Genomic DNA, 22,561 nt, shown 5'->3' with positions numbered 1-22,561 from the left:
GGAAGTCCTCCTGGGGCTCCAGACTGCTTGCAGTCCAATTTCAGACTAGGTCAGCAAAATAGGAAAGACGGTGGAGCCCGTCACTGCTCACTGTGACGTAGCCACGTGACCGGACTGCATCCGTCACATCAGGCAGGAGGATAAATTCCGAGGACTTTCACCAGTTCAGCCACTTCCCCGAGATGATGCAACGCGTTGCGCGCCGCTTCATCGTCGCCACGGAGCAGGTCCACAAAGAACACGTACTCCCAGGGACGTCCGCGCATCGGGCGAGATTCGATTTTCGTCAGGCTGATATCGCGCAGTGCAAACACGCTGAGCGCCTTGAACAATGCGCCGGGTATATTGCGCACGACAAAGGCAAGGGATGTCTTCCCAGCCTTGCGACTTGCGCGCGATCTTCCGCCTTGGGCAAGGCCGCGGTGAATCGAAAAGAAACGCGTGAAGTTCTTCTTGTCATCCTCGATGCCGGCTTTGAGGATCTTCCCTGCATACACTTCAGCGGCACGGCGGCTGGCGATTCCCGCAGCATCGCGGAGTCCGTTACCAACCACGTGCTTAACGCTGCCTGCCGTGTCATAAAACGGCGTTGGCTCCAGTTTGGGATACTTCGCAAACAGATCGCGACACTGTTCGATTGCGATGGGATGGGAATAGACCTTGCGGATGTCGCCAAACTTCACGCCCGGCGCGGCAATCAGGTTGTGCACGATCCGCAGCCGAAATTCGCTGACAATATGGACCTCACGGCTCAACAAAAGATCGAAGTGTTCGGCCACCGATCCCGCCAGCGAATTCTCGATCGGGATCACGGCGCCACCGACCGTGCCTTTGCCAACGCGGTCAAACACTTCCAAAGAACGCGCGCACGGGACAATCTTTGCTCCCGGCAACATCGTTTCGGCCGCCTGATGACTGAACGACCCGAGTTCACCCTGAATGGCAATTTTCATGAATAGATTTTCCGGTTCCAACATTACCGCAAGCTAAGAAGAACAACTGGTAGAGACGCGGATTGCCGCGTCTCTGGCAGCAACATGCCCATAGGGCCCGTTCGTATTTCATCGCAACAGGAGACGGGGCAAGCCCCGTCTCTACAGCTTGTTCGCGACGGTGACCAAATCCTTGCGCATCACCAACGCGTCCAGATGGTTGGAATAGTAGCCGGGGACAGTCTTTTCCACGAAATATTCTTTGCGCTTGTAAAACTGGATGGCGGCGGCATTGTTTACCGCGGTTTCCAGTTCCACCACCAGTGCGCCGGCTGCCTGCAACCGATCTTCCGCCGCCTGCAACAAAGACGAACCGATTCCCGAACGTCTTGTGGTCGGCAGAACGTCAATGGTGATGATGTGCCCTGTCCGGCGACGCGGCTCGGCGACGATGAATCCCAAGATCGCGCGCGCGACCTTTGTGCTATCGCCTTCGTCCAAGGATTCCGCCACCAGCGTGAACGCCCCCGGACGGCGCATATAAATCGCCAGTTCCGGACGCGAATACGCGAGCAGTGGATCAAAGCAGATCTGATCCATCTGCCATAACGCTTCGAAATCCGTTTTTTGGAAGGGCCGGATATGGAATGACACGCCGCTATTCTAGCGGGAGAATCCGAAAAAATCCGACCTGCTGATTTTCTCTAACTACCTCTTGCGCTGTTGCATCCATAGACGTAGGATTTCCGGAGCAGAGGGTACCGTGGGGCGCTTCTTCCTGATCGATCTCGGCGTAGCGGCAGCATTGCTGCTGCTGTGGTACGGCTGGTTTGTGGTCTACAACCGGCGCCGCGGAACCGCTTTGCTGCACTGGGTACAGGGCGCCTGCCTCGGCAAAGGACGCGTTCTCGAACCGAAATGGAAGGCTGGCAGCACGCAATTGAAAGCCACGCTCCGCTTGTCTTCGCGCTGGTTTGAAGACGCCCGCCTCACCGTTCGATTGCAGCCTCGCCCGTTTCCCGTACAGTGGTTTCTAAGTCGCTGGCGGAAACAGTCCGAAACCCTGACTTTCGAAGCCGACATGGGGTTTCCGCCCGGCTTCCACCTGGACGTAATCCGACGCCGCTGGTCCGGTCACTCCGCAAAAGACAGTGCCTCCCAGACCCGCACGTGGACACTGAGTCGTCCCGGCCCAGTCGTACTGACGACGAAGGACTCTTGGCCGCCGGAACTTACTGCCGTGATCAACGCGCTCACGGCGTGGCGCGACAAGGATTTCCTGAACGTCCGCTTCAATCCTACTTCTCCGCACTTCACCGCCACCGTCGCGCTCGAAACCCTGTCGGACGAGAATACCGCCGCGCAGGTTTTGGGATTGTTCCGGGAACTGGCGATGAGTTCCTCCGCCAAGCAACACTAGAAGCGTCGCTCGTCGTTCGCTTCTTGACCCTCTTCGCCACGGCGTTGACCTCACCGCCCTACAAAAACAAATATTTTTCGCGGCAGAACACAATGGTAGTCCGAGGTCTATTCCAAACTCAGGCAAAGCGATTCATGATTGCGAAGGTTACTGCGGCCAGAAGAGCGGCAGCGGGGATCGTGAATACCCAGGCCCAGATGATGCGGCCGGCGATCCCCCAGCGGACAGCGGAAAGGCGTTGGACGGCGCCGACTCCTACGATCGCGCCGGTGATGGTGTGGGTCGTGCTCACGGGGATACCGGCCACGGCGGTGGCAAAAAGCGTGATGGCGCCGGCAGTCTCAGCGCAGAAACCTCCGACGGGCTTCAGCTTGGTGATCTTCTGGCCCATGGTCTTGACGATACGCCAGCCGCCAAAGTAGGTTCCGAGGGCGATCGCAGCATGCGCACCCAGAATGATGGGCCAATGAAACCCGCCCCAGCCGCCGAGCATGTCGGACTTGGTCATGAATCCGCCGGTGTACAAAGCACCAGCGATGATCCCCATGGTCTTCTGGGCGTCGTTGGCGCCGTGTCCCAGGCTGTAGGCAGCGGCAGAAAGCAGTTGCAGCCTGCGGAACAGGTGGTCAACCGGTTGGGGCGCGGAACGGCGGAAAATCCAATGCACTGACACCATGAAGAGGAACCCGAGAACCAGTCCGATCATGGGTGCAACCGCGATGAAGATCAGGGTTTTATACCAGCCATGTGGAATGACGACAGAGAAGATTGAACCGATTCCATGGTGGAGAGCGGCATTCGTCATGGCCGCCCCCGCATATCCGCCGATTAATGCATGCGAGGAAGAAGTGGGCAAGCCCCACCACCAGGTCAGCAAGTCCCAAACGATGGCGCCGAACAGACCAGCGAGGACTACGTACTGATCCACAAATTCGAGATGAATCATGCCGCTGCCGATGGTCTTAGCGACGGCGGTTCCAAGAAAAAATGCGGCGAGGAAGTTAAACGCCGCGGCCCACAATACGGCAAGTTTGGGAGAGAGAACACGAGTGGAAACGACGGTGGCGATGCTGTTCGCCGAATCGTGAAATCCATTCACGAAATCAAAGATGAGCGCGACCAGGATCGTAATCAGGACAAGCAGAACGTCGGTATGCACCGGAACGCGTGGCCTCCAGGATATTCCGTAACCGCAAATGTGAAACTAGGCGCTCTTGAGAACGATCGCTTCCAGGACGTTGGCCGCGTCTTCCGCTTTGTCCGTAGCCACTTCCAGAACCTCGAAGAGTTCCTTGAGCTTGATGAGCTTAATGGGATCCTTTTCGCCGTCGAACAGCGATGCAATCGCCCTTCGGCTGACGTGGTCCGCTTCGTCTTCCAGGCGGTTCACTTCTTCACAATGCTTCATGACTGCGCCATTCTTCTCAAGCAAAGACACACCCTGCGCGAGTTCCTCGCACTGCAGCACGATCAGGCCCGCGAGTTCGGAAGCGGCGGGAGGCGGCTGCGTAATTTTGTACATGACGAGCCGGTTGGCGGCAGCGTTGGTGAAGTCAAGAACGTCATCGAGCGAGGAAGCAAGTTTGTGAATGTCCTCGCGGTCGAATGGAGTGATGAAACTCTGATTGAGTTTGGTGATGATGGCGTGGGTCGCACGGTCGCCCTTGTGCTCAATCGCCTGGACTTGTTCGACGCGCATATCCAGGTCATAAGGATCTTCGAGGATGCCGCGCAGAAGTTTTGCACCCTCGGTGAGGTAGCCTGAGAGTTCGGCAAAAAGCTCGAAAAATTTTGCTTCCGTTGGAATAAAACGCACAACTCCCCCTCTGGACAACTCAAATTCACAAACCTGCCAGCGCTTGCCGGACGAAGTGCGTTGCTCCGCAAAACTCTTTCGGCAGGGTCAACACGCGTCACGGTTCTGAAGGACCAGAGAGTATACCGTATGGCGGCAACTGCAAACGCGGTTCACCAGGCGACCATTTAACGAATAACTGGAATGAGGGGTTGACGACCTATTCCGGCTCCGCCACAAACCGATAACCCACACCGCGAACGGTCTGTAAGTGCTTGGGCTGGGACGGGTCTTCCTCGATATACCTCCGCAGGCGCACCACGAAGTTATCGATTGCGCGCGTGTCGGTGTCTTCCCGCAGGCCCCAGACTTCCTCGAGGATCGATTTTCGTGACACCACCTTTCCATTGTTGCGGATCAGATGGCGCAGAAACTCTGCTTCCATCAACGTCAGGTGGATGGTATTCCCGAGCGTGCGCAGTTCGAGTTCGCCGAAATCGATCGTCATGCCATCGAAGCTAAACACGTCAGGCCGTCCCTGTGTCCCGGAACTCGCCGGGTCGTCCTTGTGCACGGGAGCGTGCGGCACAGACTCCCGCATCCAGGAAGTTCGGCGCAGCAGGCCGTCGAGGCGTGCGATCAGGATGGGAAGTTCAAACGGTTTGGGAAGGTAGTCGTCGGCACCCGACGCAAAGCCTTGGAGTACGTCTTCCGCTCGCCCGCGGGCCGTCAACATCAGAATCGGAATATAGTTCTTTCGCTGGCGCAACTCTTCGGCGACCGTGAAGCCACTCTTTCCTGGCAACATCACGTCCAGGACCATCGCGTCGAACGGTTCGTGCTTCTCGACCAGTCGCGCCAGGGCAGATTCGCCGTCTCCCGAAACTTCCACGGCATGACCTTCGGCTTCCAGATTGAAGCGGAGTCCCTGCGCGAGGTGAGCTTCATCTTCGACTACTAGAACGCGGCTCATGCCGCCCTCCGGGGCAATTCGAGAGTCACGGTTGTTCCCTTCCCCAGCCCTTCGCTTTGCGCAAACACTTTTCCACCATGCCTGCGGGCGATCGCTCGCACGATGAACAGGCCGAGCCCTGTGCCCTTCACCCGCGACCGCGAACGCTGCGCCACCCGGTAAAACCGTTTGAAGATGCGTTTCAGTTCATGCTGCGGGATGCCGACGCCATGATCGCGTACGCGCAACACGACGTGGTCAGCATCGGGCACCTCCAATTCGACGGCAATCTGAACGACGTCGGGCGAATACTTCACTGCATTGTCGAGCAGGTTGGAAACGGCCGTCCGCAATTCCTCTGGATCGCCTTCTACTTCGGCTGATCCCGTTCCATTCAGCGACTCCCTATATTCAAGAGCCTCGGGCTGCAAGTGATGCCGGGATCGAGCAAGATCGATACACTCCCGCACCAGCCCATTGAACTCCAGCGGAGACAGATGAGCGGGACGCTTACGCTGCGCGGCCTCTCCGGCTTTCAGAACCTGCTCGACTGTGTGCATCAGGCGTTCGGTATCGAGCAGCATCGACTGATAAAACTCGCGGCGCTGTTCCGCATCCACTTCGCGGCGTTGCAGAGTCTGAAGGTAGAGCCGGATGGACGCGATTGGCGTCTTCAGTTCGTGAGTCACCGCGTTGATAAAGCTGTCGTGCTGTTCATTGCGGCGAATCTCGCGGACCAGAAAAATTGTATTCAACACAAGTCCGGCAATGATTCCGAGAAAAAGGATTGCTCCTAGAAAGAGTTTGATCCCCTCGCGCCAGTTGAGGATGATCCAGCCCACGTTGAGCGCAGTGGCCGCCACCACCAGGCAAACGCCCAGCGTGATCGCAAAATAGATCGCCCTTTGCCGCGAGATAATCCGCACAAGGAGATTGTAGAAGAGCAGGTGTCAGGTGTCAGGTCTCAGGAAACTCGAGGAAGGCACACGCATCCGTCAATCGATTTGGAAAGAGCTGGGGGCGGCAGGTTTTCCTGCCACCTAACAGCTGAGACCTGACACCCGATTCCCTAGTCGTTCCCGGCGGCGGCTGCGAGACTGGCTGCATTGAGGTCGCGAGTCAGGGCCGGCTTCGGAGGCAGGTTATCGAGATTGATCTTGTAGATGTGCCGGGCCAATCCGAGTTTCTTCAGCGCCCAGATGCCGTACCAGTTGAGATCAATTTCGTACCAGGTCAGGCCATGACGCGCGGAGACCGGATGCGCGTGGTGATTGTTATGCCAGCCTTCGCCGAACGTCATCAGCGCGACCACGAAATTGTTGGTCGAAAGGTCTTTGGTTGCGAAGCGGCGCGATCCCCACATGTGCGTAACCGAGTTGACCATCCAGGTCGCGTGCAGCCCTACGACGACGCGCATGAAAACGCCCCAGAACAGGAACGGCAGTCCGCCGATCGCGTACAGGATCACTGCCACAATGATGTTCGAAGTGTAGTGATACTTGGTCAACCAGACATGGACTTTATCTTTGGTCAGATCCGGCACGTAGCGGGAAAGAGTGGTCGTGTCGTGGTGCATCGAGCGGCCAGTCAGAATCCATCCCATGTGCGACCACCACTTGCCGTCGTTGGGAGAATGCGGATCGCCGTGCTCGTCAGAAAATTGGTGATGAATGCGATGGGTCGCAACCCAGAAAATCGGTCCACCTTCGAGCGCCAGCGTCGCGCACCAGGTCAGAAAATATTCCACCCACTTCGGAGTCTTGTATCCCCGATGGGTCAACAGCCGGTGATAGCTCATCCCAATGCCGAGGCTCCCGGAAATCCACCACAGGAACATCGCGACGAAGAGCGCCTTCCAAGTGAAAAAGAACAAAGCGGCGATCGCGCCTACGTGGAAAAATGCCATTGCGATTGCGGTACCCCAATTAATACCCGCCTCGCTCTGGTGTTCTCTATCCATATCAACGCCCACACCAACTTCAGGACTTGAATTCATGCTGGCTGCTCCCCACTAAGATTCACTGCTAGGAACATAGCAGGGGAAGCCCGGAAGCACTGTAATACTTGTGTAATCCCGGCAGGACAAAGGAGTTACCAGCGTAATCTTCACGAATTGGACTGGTATCCGCCAACCTGGAAAATTACAGATGGCATCGACAGATCACATCGGAAGAGTGGTTTCAGGTTTGTCACAAAGCGCCCTATCCCAAATCACATCCACTTTGAAACGATTCTCTTAGGGTCTGTTAGTGACACCAGCAATGCACGGGCGGCACCGCCCACCACAGCCAGTGCGTCGGACGAGATCGCGCAAGGGCGCATCAGGCTGAAGCCGCAAAGCGGCGCAAGATTACAGCCCACGGCGCTAGCCGTGGGGTCGATAGCAGAGATATGAAGAGCCCAACGGGGCGCAAGAAACTTGGCACACACTGCCGGCAATGTTGTGGTCCACGACATCTTCAGCACGAAGGCCCGTCGTCCTCTCATCACCGACGAAATCCGTACCGATCTCTTTGCTTACGTTGGCCCTTTCTTTCGCCCCTGCCGGGCTGCTTGATGCCCCGATGCTGACCCACGGCTTGCGCCGTGGGCTGTAATCTGGCGCCGCAAAGCGGCTCACGGCCAGAGAAGGCATCACATGTGATGGCTGTCACTTCTCAGCTGGTTTGGGACATGTAGAATGCCGTTGTAGCGTTTTTCAACCGAGCTTCTGGTAAGGAGGTTGTCGTGTTGAAAAGAAGTATTCTGATCAGCTTCGTCCTCTTGGTCTTCGCTGTCGTCGTGCAGACGCAGCAAGCCCCGACTACTCCCAAAACACCCGCCGAGTACAAGATTCCGCCCGAAGCGGCCCAGAAAGAGAACCCGGTCAAAGCAAGCCCCGAGGGCACGGCAAAAGCCAAAAAGATGTATGCATTGGATTGCGCGATGTGCCACGGTGAAAAAGGCGATGCCAAAGGCGACATGGCCGCGGACATCAAGAACGTCACCGACTTCACCAAGCCGGACGCCATGAAAGATCGCACCGACGGAGAGCTCTTCTACATCATCCGCAAAGGCAAAGGCGACATGCCGCTTGAAGGCGACCGCGCCAAAGATGATGACATCTGGAATCTGGTGCACTACATCCGGGCGTTCGCGAAGCAGTAAGTCAGAACTCGAAAGCCACTCCAGCGGTGGGTGAAATCGACAAACCGTACCCGGTCGTTACGCTGAAGTGCACTTGCCTATAGCGCCAACTTCCAGCGCTTGAAAGCCCAATCCTTTTCCTTCTTAGACACCAGCCTTGACTTCCACGCCCGCCCATTTTTCCAGCAACGTTAAGGTCGCGGCGTAGTCGAGATCCTGATGACCCTCCTCGGCAGCGAGATCGTAAACCTCTTCGACGGCTTCCAGTCCCGGCAAACGAACCCGCGCTTCTTTGGCGGCATCGAGCGTGAGGTGAATGTCTTTCAGCATGAGGCGCAAAGGGAAGTTCGGAGAGAAATCGCGCTTCATGATGAAGGGCGCCTTGTAGTCGACGACGCCGGATCGAATCATGGAGGCTTGAATCAGCGGCAGCAGGCGGGCGATGTCAACGCCCAGCTTGGTCGCGAGTGTGAGGGCTTCAGCGAATCCTTCATAGATCAGCGCAATCTGGAGGTTCATCGCGAGTTTGGTGGCTTGGCCTTTTCCAGTGTCGCCCATCGGGAATACCTGTTTTCCCATCGATTGAAATAGCGGGGCGAGGGTTGCTAGGACAGACTCTTCCCCTCCGGCCATGAAGATCAGGGCGCCGCCTTCCGCGGCAATTTTCGAACCGGTCACAGGAGCATCGACGTAGTGAACACCGCGTCTCTTCACGCGCTCGGCAAAACGCAGCGTGGCCGATGGAGATATCGTGCTCGAGTCCGCGATGATCATTCCTTCGGCAAGCGACTCTTCTACGCCGCTCGGGCCGAACAGCACATTTTCCACCGCCTTCGTATCCGACACGCACATCCACACGACTTCCGCACCACGCGCAGCATCCGACGGAGTCGACGCGGTTCGGGCACCAGCAATGTCTTTCTCCGGGTTGGCGCTCCGGTTCCAGATGCTGACTTCGTGTCCTGCTTTGACAAGGTTCGCGGCCATCGGCCGTCCCATGATTCCCATTCCCAAAAAGGCAACGCGCATTCCACTTTTCTCCTGATGAACATTCGAATTAGATATGACCAGGAAAGTTACGGTCAAGACAATCCGGTTGTTCTACACTGAAATCATCAGTCCCGAAGAAGAAGTAGCATCGAGGCTCGAAACGCGGCATCTCATAAGGAGATGCAATCGATGCGGTTGGCAGGAAGTCGTACTTTGTACAGCGTGAACACAAGAGAATGTTAAAGGCGTCACTCAACAATCCCGCACTGCGCAAACGAGCCAGCGAGTTTACGCGACTCGTGCGCCACTCCGCGGTCACGCCGCGCTCCGGACAGACTCACATCCCGCAGCTCGCAACCAATGGTGAACTGGGACTTACGTTTATAGGACACTCCAGCTTTTTTCTGCAGATCGGCGGACAGAGCGTCGTCATTGATCCAAACTTCGCGCGCTGGCTGTTCTTGCTAAAACGTATCCGGAAACCTGGATTGCACATGCGCGACCTGCCTCCGGTCGACGTAATACTTGTCACGCACGCGCATTTCGATCATTTGCACCGGCATTCCCTGCGGACGATTGCGCGGCAGACTCGGCAGCAACGCGGAAAATCCCCCACTCTGGTCATTCCGCACCACGTGTTCGATCTCGTCTCGGATCTCGGGTTCGAGGACATTGTAGAACTGGAGTGGTGGAATACCTACCGCCACCGCGGACTCGATATCACGCACGTGCCATCGCGCCATTGGGGAGCGCGCATCATTAAGGACTCGCATCGTGGCTATGGCGGGTACGTTCTTCGCGACGGCAAGCATTCCGTCTATCACGCTGGCGATACAGCCTACTTCTCAGGTTTTCGCGAAATTGGGCAGCGCCTCGCTCCGGAGTTGGCATTGCTTCCGATCGGCGCCTATAACCCTGAACAATTTCGCAATGTCCACACCGACCCGGCGGACGCCATGCGGGCCTTCCTCGACCTGAAGTCCCGCTGGATGGTTCCTATGCACTATGGAACCTTCCGGCTGTCCCACGAACCGGTGGACGAGCCATTGGAATTGCTGGCGCAGGAAGCCGAACACGCCGGCGTGAAAGACAAAGTGGTCGTCCTCGAAGAAGGCGTGACGCGGTTCTTCTAGTTGACACCGGACCGTCCAATCGAAAAGGACTATTCCACGATGTCTACGGGTGTTATTTGCCCCTAAGTTGCGGGACTCAGGTAACTCTAGGGCGAATCTTGCGTCTAATCAGGTAGGCGTTTTTGCGTGCTATACTGCGCTCAGATGCGGCAGGATCCCTCCACATCTCCCTGCCCAAGGATCTCGAAAAATGGCTGGTAGTTCGCGTCGTTCACTGTTCCTCGTCGTATTCATCCTCGCTGTATTCGGCCTGCTTGGCATGGTATTTGCGCAACGGGTTAGCCCGCCCGCAACCACTCCCAGCAGTGATTCGGACGTCCGCGAGAGCTACAAGCAGTTCACCCAAGTGTATGAAGCGGTGGAGGAAAACTACGCCGAACCGGTGAGCGCGGACAAAGCCATTTATAACGGCGCGATCCCGGGGATGCTGCATTCGCTCGATCCGCATTCGAACTTTTTTGATCCGAAATCCTATTCCCTGCTCCGCGAAGAACAGCGCGGCAAGTATTACGGCGTAGGGATGACGGTCGGCCCCCGTAACAACAAGGTCATTGTGATCGCCCCGTTTGCCGGCACCCCGGCCTACCGCGCGGGCATTCATCCGGGCGACATCATCGCTGCCGTCGATGGCAAGGCCACCGACAACATGACCACCTCCGACGTCGCTGACCTGCTCAAAGGACCGAAAGGGACGACCGTTCGGATCACCATGCTCCGCGAAGGCGCGGACCATCCACTCGAATTCGCAGTCGTCCGCGATGAAATTCCGCGTTACAGCGTCGACTTGCATTTCATGATCAAGCCCGGCATCGGATACATGCACGTTTCCGGGTTTCAGGAAACCACGGAACGGGAAGTGGCCGCAGCACTGGAAGAAATGGGAGACGTCAAAGGCCTGATCCTCGATCTCCGTCAAAATCCCGGCGGCCTCTTGAGCGAGGGCGTGGGCGTGGCTGACAAGTTCCTGAAGAAGGGACAACTGATCGTCTCGCACCACGGCCGATCGTCACCCGAGAAGCGATACACGGCAGCCCATGGCAACGGCGGCAAAGACTATCCGCTGGTGGTGCTGGTCAATCGCGGCACGGCATCGGCTGCGGAGATCGTGGCCGGCGCGATTCAGGATCACGATCGCGGACTCATTGTGGGAGAAACGACCTTCGGCAAGGGTTTGGTGCAGACGGTGTATCCGCTCGCGGAAAATACTGGACTGGCACTGACTACCGCCCGCTACTACACCCCGAGCGGACGCCTGATCCAGCGCGACTACTCCAATCTCTCGCTTTACGACTATTACTACGCGCGTGACAAAGAAGAAAATAACGCAAACCACGAAGTGAAGCTCACCGACAGCGGCCGTACGGTCTACGGTGGCGGCGGGATCTTGCCGGATGTAAAGCTGCCGGCGGTCAAGTCCAACAAGTTTCAGGACACTTTGCTGCAGCACTACGCATTTTTCAATTTCGCCAAGCACTACGTGACCAGCCATAAAGTCACGCAAGGGTTTGAAGTGGACGATGCCGTATTACAGGACTTCCGCAAGTTCCTCGACGAAGAAAAAATTGCGTTCACCGAAGGCGAACTGATTGAAAGCCACGACTGGCTGCGTTCCAACATCAAGAGCGAGTTGTTCGTCGATTCCTTCGGTCAGGAAGAAGGGCTGAAAGTCAGGGCGGAAACCGATCCGGAAGTGATCAAAGCCCTGGATCTTCTTCCGCAGGCACGCGCTCTGGCGGACAATGCCAAGAAGATCATCGCTGAGCGGAACATGCCCAGCCCGGTTTCCAGATAGCTGCTCTCAGTTCCCGGTTCCCCGTTCTCGGACTTGCCGCGCTGTGCGGCTTTCTGAGGACGTGGAACCGCGGACATCCCCCCTCACTGAAAACTTGTCTTAGCCTCCCAAAAGCCCTAAAGTACCCAAAGTAAGCTTGCAGGTAGCCGATTGGCTGCGGGTTTCAAGCTCGCAGCGGGTTTTTCTGGGAACTGAGAACTGAGAACCGATGCTTGGCCCCTGGATTCCGGCTGTACTGACGGCGATTTGCGCGGGCATTTTGGACGGGCGCTACCGGCGAATCCCCAACTGGTTGACCGTATCCGGCTTGGTTGCAGGAATCGGGACTAATGCAATCTTGTTCGGGTGGGAAGGCATCAAGAATGCTCTTCTGGGATCCGCACTTGGCCTGCTTTTGCTTCTACCCTTCGTTCTGCTGCGAAGCTTGGGGGCCGGGGACTGGAAGCTGGCTGGAGCCCTCGGCGCTTGCCTCGGGCCCGGACAACTCGTCAATGTCCTGATGGGAACGGTGCTGGTTGCAGGGGTGATGGCGCTGGCGGTAGTAATTTGGAAGGGTCGGCTGCTGGCGACGTTACGCAACATCGTCGGCATATTGGAGGCTTTTTTTCAATTGCGGATGCCCGGATCGGAAGTATCGCTGGATAGTACGCAGTCCACGAAAATTCCGTTTGGAGTGGCGATGGCGTTTACGGTTTTGCTACTTGGTGTTGGGAAGGCAACCGGTAAGTTCTAAGGTAGTGATGATGAGAATTCTGCAAAGACTCGAACGGACGGACGGCGCAGAAATCGCGGAAGTGGCACTGGTTCTGCCGCTCGTTTTCATGTTCCTGATGGGAATTGTCTGGTTTGGCCGCGCCTTCAATATCTATTCGACAATCACCCATGCAGCGGAACAAGGAGCGATGGTTGCGGCGCGTCCCACCTGTGGAACCTGTATCCAGCCCGCGGATCAGTGGGGCAGTACCAATTTTCCTGGCGATACCACCGTGCAAGATTCAGTTTTTTCAGTTCTGAGATCTTCCAGCCTCGACCCAAGCCAGATCGTAGTCTACTTTCCGTCCGTCATTTCATGTCCCCTGCCCGCGCCGCCTGGGAATTGCTCGACCACCGGCAATAACATCACTATCTGCCGCTCAGTGGTTTTGAACCCCACTGGAACCGTGCCGCAATGCGGATCGATTGTGAGTTTCCAGTATCCGTTCCAGATGAACTTGCCCTTCACTTCCCTGAATCTTCAGCAGATCGTTTTGAAGGCACAAGCGCAAAACCGGATGGAGAACTAGATGCGACGCTGCCAAGCGATCGGGCACGATGCTGCCGGTTCAGCGTTGCTTGAGTTCGCGATCGTGTTGCCGTTGTTGGTGGTATTCATCGTCGGCATCTACGACTTCAGTGGCGCTTATAACGTGAAGCAGAAGATCGAACACGCGGCGCGCTCAGGAGCCAGTGCAGCGGCTGGTCAACCGACGGGCGATATGGATGCGTCCATCTCGAACCCGGACTCGCTCCAACCGGTCGTGGATGTCGTCTTCAATTCGTTGGCGTCCGACAGTGTCCTACCTCTAGCAAATCAGGGAACCTGCAAAGCATCGGCAGCGGCCCCTTCGAACGTTGGACTGGTCTGGACCTATACCATTACTGGTTGCCCCGATGACCTTACGATCACGATTGATCGGGGACTGTTTGTTGCAGGCCAACCTACGGTGAGCACGGCAGTGACGGTGGGCTTTCCTTATCATTGGCGGTTCAATACTGTGATTCAATTGCTAATCCCGGGAGCATCTTACGCAGCCATCACGGACTTGCGCCAGACTGCCACCGTGCAAAATCAGATGTGAGGCCTTGTGCGACGCCACCGAAAAACACCGAAATCGAAAGGCGAACGCGGCGTCATCATTTTGCTGGTCGCTATCATCCTGCTGTTTGTTGTGGGAGCAATGGCAGTTCTGGCGATCGACTTTGTGACGTTCTACACGGCCCGCAGTGAGGCCCAAATTGCTGCTGACGGAGCTGCACTCGCCGGAGCACGCGTGATGGCGAACTCGGGATCAACATCCAGGCCTTCGGCATTCATCGAGGCTCTTGCCCATACTCTCGCCAGCAATGCCGCCACCCAGGTGGCTGCACAGAACAAAGTGGGTGGGAGAAACTTAAACCCCGCCGAAGTGACGGTCACCTTTCCGCCGACCATCGGGACTGAATACAACCCGCGCGTCAGAGTAGTAGTCGCCCGAAACGATTTGCCCACATTCTTTGCGCGGATCTTCGGTAGCGCCCAGGTAGCCGTTACGGCCACCGCCACCGCTGAAGCGTACAACCCATCTGGAAACGCTCTGGCGTTGGGCGCGGGCGGCCCGATCGCACCGGTTTGCGCCAAACCGTGGCTACTGCCAAATCTGGACCCCACGGGAAGCGGGAATCCAATTTTCAACGCGAGCGGTACCATTTTCAATAACAGTCTCTCAGGCCAGAGTTGGTTGCTCGAAGACGCCTGCGACAGTTGCACCGGAGTGCTCAACAAGGCTGCAGGAAAGTACTTCCCAGCAGCCATTGATCCAACGGGTACCGATCCCCAACAGTTCGTCGAACCGACGCAGTCGTTACCCCTGGCCGCTGCCGGCCTTAGCTCCTACCAGAAGGGCGTTGCAGGATGCGTGCCGCAGCCCATCACTTGCGGCTTGAACGCCAATTTCAAGATTGATCTCAATATCTATACGCCAACGAGCGGCATTGATCGAAACACAGACACGATTGACGCCGCTAAAGTCCTCATCCACGACAATGGCGCCGACGGCGATAGCGACAGCATTGACCCGCTCGCCGTACCTAGCCCTCCGTTTCAATACCTCGCCGGAAATGCAAATACTGTCGCCGGCGCCGCGGGCCAGAACATTCTGGTGAGCAATTCTTTGGTCAACGTCCCGGTATTTAAGGATCAGGGTGCCGTCACGACGTCCCCTGTTCAGGTGATTGGCTTCCTCCAACTGTTTCTTAACCCGCAGGGAACGACCATGACAGGTACGAAGATCAATGCCACGATTATCAACATGGCGGGCTGCGGTGATCTGGCAACCGGTCAGCCAATTCTAGGAACCGGTGCGTCCGCCATTCCAGTGCGTCTGGTCTCAAACCAGTAGGCGTTGCCAGGATTTTCTCCGATTGAAATGCAGTAGACCGGCGTCAGCGAACGCTGAGTATCGCCTTCTGAAACGTTCGGCCGCGATTGTTCCCCACGAAGATGAAGTTGTAGCGCGATCCATTCAGTAGCGCGGCCAGCACTTCTCTCGCAGGGGCCGGTCCCAATTCAACAGCAATCTCTTCGCTCTCCGCACCAGCAGGAATCGCAATCTCCGCACCGGTTTGCCGCTGCACTTCGAATAGCACCTGCGAGAGAGTCGCGCGCTCGGTGTGAATCCGGAGCAAGCCATTTTCAAAAGTCACTTCCAACGGAGGCTTAGGTGGAGCAGCGGGAGCAGTCTGGATCTCGGCGGCAGGCGCGCTCGAATCTGAAGTGAGCGCTGCGTTCATCATCTTGGCGCCGGAGGGCTTCACGGTTCCGACCTTCAGCATCACGACATTGCGGACGGAAAACACTTGGTAGGTTTGCGGCTCGCTCAAGTCGAGCACGACGCGCGTCACAGGCGGATTCGCTGAGAACAGTCCCGCGCGAATCGTCTTCAAAGCGCCGCGATTGACGTTTACAGTGCGTAGTTCGGCGGCGGGCACTGTGCCTGGGAAATCCACGATAATTCGATCTGGCCCTGTGATCACCTGGCACTGCGGGACGACCGTTCCCGAAGCTTGAATTTCAACCTCGATTGCCGATCCGCCTCCCATGACGACCACATGCTGCACACGGATCGGATTCTGCGCGCAGAGAGGCACAAGCGGCAGAATTCCAAACGCGAGTAACCACGTGCAACGGGATAGGCGAGTCATGGGTGCTATGCCTGAGTCTAACGCCTGTCAGTATGGCAGGCTAATACTCGGAAGTCGTAGCACCAATTTCGAGAACGGCTCGCAGGAGGGGTCGGGCCTAAAAACGCTGCATCTTGAGGGTATTTACGCCTCGGTTACCTGGCGGCGATACCGCCAGTAAACCAATGCCAATCCGGAGCCAATCAGTAGCAATGAGCCCGGTTCGGGTACTGCGGGAGGCTTGTGGTGATGCTTGCACCGCTTGTCTTGCTCGCCCGGTTTGCAGAGGTGATGGATCGACACGCCGAAATCTACGTAAGGAAAGTTGAAGCCACCGGCAAACAACTGAGGGCCGCTCGGGGGATTGCCGTCGACGCCCGGCATATTGGGATGCACATTCAGAAATTGAATCGGCAGCACCGGGCCAATCGCCGCAATGTTGGCGACAGGTTCATCCAAAACATCCTGCGCCGGCTCTTCATCCGAAACTTCTTCTTTCGGCGTTTCCGAAACCTGGTTGCCACAACGGGCGCGGGCGGTAATCGTGCCGTCGGTAATCAGGAGTTCCGCTTCCAGCAGACGGACTTTCTTGCGCGTCCAAAAAATCCGATCCCGCAATCGATAGGAAAGATAAACTTCGCGGGCTTTCTGTGACCGAACCAGTCGGGCGCGAGCATAGTTGAAGCCGGCGAAGTGGCGACGAACCACGTAGTCGCGTGCCGCATGCTCCCGAAGGTCCGCGATATCGCTCACCCCACCCGGAATCACCGAGTAAGGATAGGTACTGCGTCCGGATCGTGACACGCGCACCGTGCCGGCATGCGACATGAGCGCGAGATTGTTTCGAATATTCCCCCGGGTCCAAAATGATTGCGGCAGGAAATTCGAAGCATGGAGGGACGGAAGGGATAACCATCGCGCAGCACTCTGCCAGCACGCACCGGCTAGAAGGAGCAGCATGGTCGCAGTCAGCAAACCGCGCTGCAGACGCAATCTCCGCCGATACCAGCGGCGTCTCCTCCGAACCTGCTTCCCTTCGTTCGAACCGTTCAATCGTGCTCCTACCAACAGCGAGTCTCGGGAATGACAGCGGGGAGAGCCGTCTTCAATTGAGCATCCCGGGTTCCAAAACCTGAACCGCCAAAGTGATGCAAATCTAAGCACTTAAGCCTGAGGGAGTGTACGTATGTTAGCAGAACTACGCGGCGGATTTCACATAAGAACCACTTGGCATGCACAAACCATTGAAAAACAACCAGAAAAAGCCGCCGAACGCGGCGAAGAACTTCATGCATAGCGGAGTCATCTTGGAGTTGAATTTGGTGGAGCTAGTCGGGATCGAACCGACGGCCTCGTCGTTGCGAACGACGCGCTCTCCCAGCTGAGCTATAGCCCCACATGGTACTTAGGTGGGTCGCATCATTTTAACAGTGCATCGATTGTTTCGCCTACTGGCAGCGCTGCGTAAGTGGGGACACTGCCCGGCAACCTGCCCTAACGAGGTACAACCTTCCACAAAAAGTGCGCATATTAATTTTCAGAGGCGGGTTAACACAGTCAGGAAATCTTGCCCCGAGCGGGGCGCGCCCAACCGCTCCTGGTTGGACACAAGGTTGCCTCGGCGGGACGAGGTCATGGCGGAAGGTTCCATTCAATCTGCTTGGGATTTGAGTAGTCAGTTCAGGAGGTCTCCCCCATGGTTCGCTTCAAGGTGCTCTTGCTGGTCGGCATCGTAGCTGGAATCGCAACGTTCCTCATCAGCATGAATGGTTGCGGCGGGGTTGCCGGCAACGGCGGACACCAGCCGCCCCCCACAAAAATCAATCATGTCGTCATCATTTTTCAGGAAAATCGCACGCCCGACAATCTATTTCACGATCCAGTACTCATTGCACGGGGCGCAGATCTCGCAAGTAGCGGGAAAAATTCTCTGGGACAGACGATCCCGTTAACTCCGGGCCCGCTTGTGACAGAATACGATTTCGGCCATAGCCATCACGCCTTTCTTTCGCAGTGGGACAATGGGGCCATGGACGGCTCCGACCTGGTCAAGGTCTCGTGCCCGGACAACAATCCGGACTGTGCTCCGCCCAACCCGCAGTTTCAGTACGTGCAAGCATCCGACGTACAGCCCTACTTCACGCTCGCCGAAACCTACACATTCGGCGACCGCATGTTCCAGACCAACCAGGGGCCGAGCTTCCCTGCTCATCAATACATCATTTCGGGGACTTCCGCGATCAGCGAAACAAGCGTGATGAGCGTTTCGGAGAATCCTACCAACACCGATGCGGGGCAGACTGGATGCATCGCGCCTCCTGACGGAGTCGTGAAGATTATCGACACCACCGATTTCAATGCCCTGACCAACGAAACGCAGACGATCTATCCCTGCTTCGAACATCCCACATTGACTGACCTTCTGGATGCGAGGCCCCTGAGCTGGAAATACTATTCGCCTCTTGCGGGTTCGATCTGGACCGGCCCGAACGCGATTGAGCATATGTGCGGACCCGATAAAGCACCGCCTAACGGAACAAGTTGCGTGGGAGCGGAATGGAACAACCATGTCGTGCTTGGGCAGACGCAAGTGCTGACGGATATTAGCGCCGGAAAGCTGGCGGCCGTCAGTTGGGTGATTCCCACAAACGCTTCTTCCGATCACGCCAAGGGCAACGATGGTTCCGGGCCGTCATGGGTAGCGTCGGTCGTTAACGCGATCGGCAACAGCCAATATTGGAAAGACACCGCAATCATCATCACCTGGGACGATTGGGGAGGCTGGTACGATCACGTTCCCCCGCCCGCTATTCATAACTCTTACGAGTACGGATTGCGCGTGCCGCTGATCGTCGTGTCGCCTTATGCCAAGGCAGGCTTCATCTCGCACGCCACGCACGATTTTGGAAGTATTTTGAAATTTATCGAGAACAACTTCGGTTTGCCGGAGATTGATCCTGCGGTCGGCTATGCGGATTCGCGATCTGACAGTCTGTCCGATTGTTTCGACATGAATCAGACGCCCCTCACGTTCAAACAAATACCAGCCAAGTTGGACGCCCAGTTTTTCTTGAACGATAAGCGGCCGCCCGAAGGGCCGGACGACGACTAGAGCGGTGCGATCGACTCGAGGGTTAGACCTCACCGCGAGTCGAGTCCACCGCTTCCGCGATGGCCTCAAATTGCTCGGGCTTCGGTTCAGTCTTGACCACGAGCTGACCTGTCTGGAAGGCGCGGTTGCTGAAGTACGCCCATGCCAATCCGGATCCATAGACTGCTCCACCAATCGCCAATTGGAGTCCCAGCCCCCGGTAGTTGTGAGGTACAAACCACTGCTTCAACAAAAGAAGAGTGGCCACCAGCGGCATCGTCAACAGAAACGGCAGAACATAGGCCTCCCGCAAGTACGTTCGCAAACGAATATCGAGCAGTTTCGAAACATGGCGAGGCATGAAGAAGATCGTGCTGCACGCTAGCGGGATGGCAGTGCCGAACGCGTCGCCGATGATGCCGAACGGCCGCACCAGAAGAATGCTGAGGATCAGGTTCGACACACCCTCAATGAGCGTGACCTTTGCCCATGTGCTGTGCTTGGACATCCCAAACAAAACCCGTCCGGAGGCGCTCTGCGACCACCACAGCGTGCAGGCTATGATCATGATCACGAGCACGGGATAGCTGTCGGTCGTGAGGTACTTCTTCCCCATCCATACCTCGATCACAGATTTTCCGAGAATGATGAGGGTCGCGCAAATGGGAAAAATAATGAATGCGCATACGCGGTTTCCGACCACAAAAATCTTCCGCAGACGGTTCTTGTCGCCCTTGGCTTCCGACTGGCTCGACATGGGCGTAAAGACTTGCGCGAGCGTGGTCACGACCTGCCCGGCATAGTCTACGATGCGGTTGCCGATGTTGAAGTAGGTAACCGCCGCCGCTGACAGCATCGTGCCGATGACGATTTCGTCGGTCTTGAACTTCAGGCGGCCCGCCACCATGATCAGGAACGTCGAACTGCTGTAATTCACGATCCGGCGGAATGTAGGCCGGTCGATGTACTTGAAACCGAATGGAACGGGCCGAATACTCAAGGCGATGCCGGCGCGGACGATGGAAGCGATCATCGGGAGAACGATCGTAATGAACGCCACCATCAGCAGGCCGTATCCCCGGCTGAGCACGACTACGATGAGCCACGTCCGCAGCAGGGTTGCGACGACGTTCGTCCAGTTGAGGACGTAGAACCGCTGCAAGCCTTCCAGGAATCCGCCGAAAACTCCCAGAGGAAATCCCAGCGCTACCGAAGCGCCAACCATGAAAAGCAGCCAGCGCGCGGTCGGAATCATCTCCGCTGGAATCTTCGCGAAGACATGTTCGACGTTGAAGCACAGCAGTAGCGTGACGAGGAGGCTCGCGAGTCCGATACAGCTATAGCTGAAGAGGCTGGTATTGACGACCTTGGCTAGTTCTTCGTTTTCGTCGGTCGCCGTGAATTTGGAAACGTAGCGCACGACTGAGGACCGGATGCCAAGGTCAAAAAGTCCGTAGTACCCGGTGACCGAGAAGATCAGAACCCAGACGCCGAACGCCGTGTCTCCCAAATGATGAAGAATGAAGGGAGACAGAAAAATTCCAGTCACGATGTTGATTCCCAGAGAGAACCAACTCGAACTGATGTTCTTGATGATCTGACCTTTTTCGAATTTGCGCATACGGGCCGGAAGGAGAACTACTCGGCGTTCCCTAGATGTGTTCCTTTACAAGTTCTGGCGATTCCGTTTTCTGACCCGTGCCGAAGTGGTCGGACGTCAACTCATATCCCAACTGGCGCATCAACGGTCCCCATGCTGACTCGATTTCTGCAATCGATTCGGCCGGCAATTTCTCTTTCCACAGTCCTGAAGAAGCGGTTCGCACAAATGGGATGTCGCTGCGCTTATTCTTGGTCGTGACCCACTGTTCGCCTTGCGTCTTTTCCATGCCACGCATGCGTTCCGCGGAGCTACGCTCGATCGCGTTGTTGAGCACTTCGGGCGTTGGGTTAATCCCCAGGAAGCTGGCCACCCGGGTCAGTTCCTCTTTCGTGTTGTCGAGCATGTCCTCGTACCGGAGCAGGAGAAAATCTGGCCGCCCGTTACGCGTGTAGAGCCAACTGCTGACATTCTCGCCCCACGTTCCCCAGTCAAAGGACAACAGGCGCCCGGCAACAAAATCACTCACGAAACGGCTGAGCGGAAAATTGTCTTCGATCTGGCGGTACTTGCGGCAGAAATCGTAATAGGAGAGCACCACGTCGCGCGGATCACGCACGATGTAGAGCACCTTCTTGTACCGGGGATCGAAGTATTCGTGGCTCTTGATGATGCGGGGACGCGCAACCGACTTCAGGAAGCGGCTCGACATCGCCTCGCAATCAGGAATCAGCTTTTCGATATTTGCGAAAGTAATCGGCTGCTCGGGATGAACGAGGTTGGCAACGAGAAAACGCGTCCAGGTATTCCCCGAACGAGGATACGAAACGATAAACGTATCGTCCGGATAGATCGCCAGATTGCGTCCGGCAATGTCAGAGCCGAGCGCGTACTTGACGATTTTCTTGAGACCCCAGATCATCGCGCCGAACCACCGGGCATGAATCCAGCGAGTTCAGGTTCTACGCTGGCTGCATCGCGAGTCACAAGCGGGTAATTCAAGAACGTCATGATGTGTCCCCACTTGGCTTCAATCTGCGCGACATATTGTGACGGCAGATCTTTCTGCCAGCCGCCGGACTTTGCCGCGCGAACGAAAGAAAGATCCTTGCGTGAATCCTTGGTGAGCGAACTCTTGTCGCTCTGCGCCTTTTCCAGCTTGCGCATGTTGTCGGCGGCGCTGCGTTCTACGGCTTTCGAAATGCGCTCAGCATCGGCGTCAATATTCATGAACGTCGCGACTCGTGCCAATTCGCGGCGAGGATCGGCCACCAGGTCTTCGTAACGCAGCAACAGGAATCGCGGATCATTGTGGCGTGAAGTCAGCCACGTCGTAACGCTTTCTCCCCAGGATCCGTGCGGACAGGTATCCCCCGCAAGGAATCGCGCCACGAACTTCTCCATCGGATATCCGTCTTCAATCTTGTTGCACTTGCGGTGATAGTGGTACTGAGAGATCACAACATCACGAGGATCGCGCACGATGTACATCGCCCGCGGGTAGCGCGGTTCGAAGCATTCGTGGCTCTTGATGATGCGCGGGTGCGGCATACGGTCGAAGTCGCGCTTGTAGGTCACGTACGGATCGGGAACAAGTTGATGAATGCTGGCGAAATCAACACGCTCGTTGGGAAACGCCAGATTCGCAATCAGGAAGCGAGTCCAGGTATTGCCCGACTTCGGAAAAGAGACGAGAAAGATATCGTCGGCCCAGATGTGGAGGTCGCGGCGCGGGCGGTACATTCCGACGATCCGTTTTGATCCAGCAATCAAGCGAGCAATCATGAATAGTTCCCCAGGTTCGTTGTTTCG

At 56.6% G+C, this 22,561-nt stretch carries 22 protein-coding genes and 1 tRNA gene; 9 read left to right on the top strand and 14 right to left on the bottom strand.

Annotation, left to right across the window (positions count from 1 at the left end; translation table 11 throughout):
* Positions 1-128: 128 nt before the first annotated feature.
* Entirely contained in the window at positions 129-953 is an 825-nt protein-coding gene (gene pheA, locus HY010_08185; GenBank protein ID MBI3475698.1) for a prephenate dehydratase, read from the bottom strand.
* Positions 954-1,094: 141 nt separating this feature from the next.
* Complete coding sequence (locus HY010_08180; GenBank protein ID MBI3475697.1) at positions 1,095-1,586, bottom strand: GNAT family N-acetyltransferase; 492 nt, start codon at positions 1,584-1,586, stop codon at positions 1,095-1,097.
* A gap of 109 nt (positions 1,587-1,695) precedes the next feature.
* Between HY010_08180 and HY010_08175 the strand changes: the two genes are divergently transcribed.
* Positions 1,696-2,352: a hypothetical protein gene (locus HY010_08175; protein ID MBI3475696.1), complete on the top strand. Its 657-nt coding sequence runs from the start codon at positions 1,696-1,698 to the stop codon at positions 2,350-2,352.
* A gap of 118 nt (positions 2,353-2,470) precedes the next feature.
* Here the strand turns inward: HY010_08175 and HY010_08170 are convergent, their stop codons facing one another.
* The 5 genes from HY010_08170 to HY010_08150 form a co-directional block, all read right to left on the bottom strand.
* Entirely contained in the window at positions 2,471-3,511 is a 1,041-nt protein-coding gene (locus HY010_08170; protein MBI3475695.1) for an inorganic phosphate transporter, read from the bottom strand.
* 45 nt (positions 3,512-3,556) lie between these two features.
* Entirely contained in the window at positions 3,557-4,186 is a 630-nt protein-coding gene (locus tag HY010_08165) for a DUF47 domain-containing protein (protein ID MBI3475694.1), read from the bottom strand.
* 181 nt (positions 4,187-4,367) lie between these two features.
* Positions 4,368-5,120, bottom strand: coding sequence for a response regulator transcription factor (locus HY010_08160; GenBank protein MBI3475693.1), 753 nt, complete (start codon positions 5,118-5,120; stop codon positions 4,368-4,370).
* Positions 5,117-6,025, bottom strand: coding sequence for a sensor histidine kinase (locus HY010_08155; protein MBI3475692.1), 909 nt, complete (start codon positions 6,023-6,025; stop codon positions 5,117-5,119). The genes HY010_08160 and HY010_08155 overlap by 4 nt, the downstream gene beginning before the upstream one ends.
* A 143-nt stretch (positions 6,026-6,168) precedes the next feature.
* Positions 6,169-7,059: a fatty acid desaturase gene (locus HY010_08150; protein ID MBI3475691.1), complete on the bottom strand. Its 891-nt coding sequence runs from the start codon at positions 7,057-7,059 to the stop codon at positions 6,169-6,171.
* A gap of 767 nt (positions 7,060-7,826) precedes the next feature.
* Here HY010_08150 and HY010_08145 point away from each other — a divergent pair.
* The gene (locus tag HY010_08145; protein ID MBI3475690.1) at positions 7,827-8,246 is read left to right on the top strand and encodes a c-type cytochrome; all 420 of its coding nucleotides are present in this window, start codon (positions 7,827-7,829) and stop codon (positions 8,244-8,246) included.
* Positions 8,247-8,369: 123 nt separating this feature from the next.
* On the opposite strand, the gene HY010_08140 is transcribed toward HY010_08145, so the two are convergent.
* Positions 8,370-9,254 (bottom strand): NAD(P)-dependent oxidoreductase, encoded by an 885-nt coding sequence (locus HY010_08140; protein MBI3475689.1) that lies wholly within the window; start codon positions 9,252-9,254, stop codon positions 8,370-8,372.
* Positions 9,255-9,451: 197 nt separating this feature from the next.
* On the opposite strand from HY010_08140, the gene HY010_08135 reads away from it, so the two are divergent.
* From HY010_08135 to HY010_08110, 6 genes are all read left to right on the top strand, one after another.
* Entirely contained in the window at positions 9,452-10,348 is an 897-nt protein-coding gene (locus HY010_08135) for an MBL fold metallo-hydrolase (protein MBI3475688.1), read from the top strand.
* 190 nt (positions 10,349-10,538) lie between these two features.
* On the top strand, positions 10,539-12,140 hold the full coding sequence (locus HY010_08130) for a S41 family peptidase (protein MBI3475687.1): 1,602 nt from the start codon (positions 10,539-10,541) through the stop codon (positions 12,138-12,140).
* A gap of 208 nt (positions 12,141-12,348) precedes the next feature.
* A complete protein-coding gene (locus HY010_08125) occupies positions 12,349-12,873 on the top strand; it encodes a prepilin peptidase (protein MBI3475686.1) in 525 nt (174 codons plus the stop codon).
* 7 nt (positions 12,874-12,880) lie between these two features.
* Positions 12,881-13,423 (top strand): pilus assembly protein, encoded by a 543-nt coding sequence (locus HY010_08120; protein ID MBI3475685.1) that lies wholly within the window; start codon positions 12,881-12,883, stop codon positions 13,421-13,423.
* Positions 13,424-13,978: a pilus assembly protein gene (locus HY010_08115; GenBank protein MBI3475684.1), complete on the top strand. Its 555-nt coding sequence runs from the start codon at positions 13,424-13,426 to the stop codon at positions 13,976-13,978.
* Positions 13,979-13,984: 6 nt separating this feature from the next.
* Complete coding sequence (locus HY010_08110; protein ID MBI3475683.1) at positions 13,985-15,277, top strand: hypothetical protein; 1,293 nt, start codon at positions 13,985-13,987, stop codon at positions 15,275-15,277.
* Between the two features lie 43 nt (positions 15,278-15,320).
* On the opposite strand, the gene HY010_08105 is transcribed toward HY010_08110, so the two are convergent.
* The 3 genes from HY010_08105 to HY010_08095 form a co-directional block, all read right to left on the bottom strand.
* On the bottom strand, positions 15,321-16,079 hold the full coding sequence (locus HY010_08105) for an AMIN domain-containing protein (protein ID MBI3475682.1): 759 nt from the start codon (positions 16,077-16,079) through the stop codon (positions 15,321-15,323).
* 123 nt (positions 16,080-16,202) lie between these two features.
* Complete coding sequence (locus HY010_08100) at positions 16,203-17,111, bottom strand: PEP-CTERM sorting domain-containing protein (protein MBI3475681.1); 909 nt, start codon at positions 17,109-17,111, stop codon at positions 16,203-16,205.
* A 267-nt stretch (positions 17,112-17,378) separates the two neighbouring features.
* Positions 17,379-17,454: transfer RNA gene (locus tag HY010_08095), tRNA-Ala, on the bottom strand.
* Positions 17,455-17,754: 300 nt separating this feature from the next.
* Here HY010_08095 and HY010_08090 point away from each other — a divergent pair.
* Entirely contained in the window at positions 17,755-19,170 is a 1,416-nt protein-coding gene (locus HY010_08090; GenBank protein MBI3475680.1) for a hypothetical protein, read from the top strand.
* Between the two features lie 22 nt (positions 19,171-19,192).
* On the opposite strand, the gene HY010_08085 is transcribed toward HY010_08090, so the two are convergent.
* From HY010_08085 to HY010_08075, 3 genes are read right to left on the bottom strand one after another with little or no spacing between them, the layout of a single operon-like run.
* Complete coding sequence (locus HY010_08085) at positions 19,193-20,770, bottom strand: flippase (GenBank protein ID MBI3475679.1); 1,578 nt, start codon at positions 20,768-20,770, stop codon at positions 19,193-19,195.
* Between the two features lie 31 nt (positions 20,771-20,801).
* A complete protein-coding gene (locus HY010_08080) occupies positions 20,802-21,671 on the bottom strand; it encodes a sulfotransferase domain-containing protein (GenBank protein ID MBI3475678.1) in 870 nt (289 codons plus the stop codon).
* A complete protein-coding gene (locus tag HY010_08075; GenBank protein ID MBI3475677.1) occupies positions 21,668-22,534 on the bottom strand; it encodes a sulfotransferase domain-containing protein in 867 nt (288 codons plus the stop codon). Before HY010_08075 ends, HY010_08080 begins: the two co-directional genes overlap by 4 nt.
* Positions 22,535-22,561 lie beyond the last annotated feature (27 nt).

The organism is Acidobacteriota bacterium (genome assembly GCA_016196065.1).
Lineage (GTDB): Bacteria > Acidobacteriota > Terriglobia > Terriglobales > Acidobacteriaceae > Acidiflorens.
This window is presented reverse-complemented; position numbering and strand designations above follow the sequence as displayed.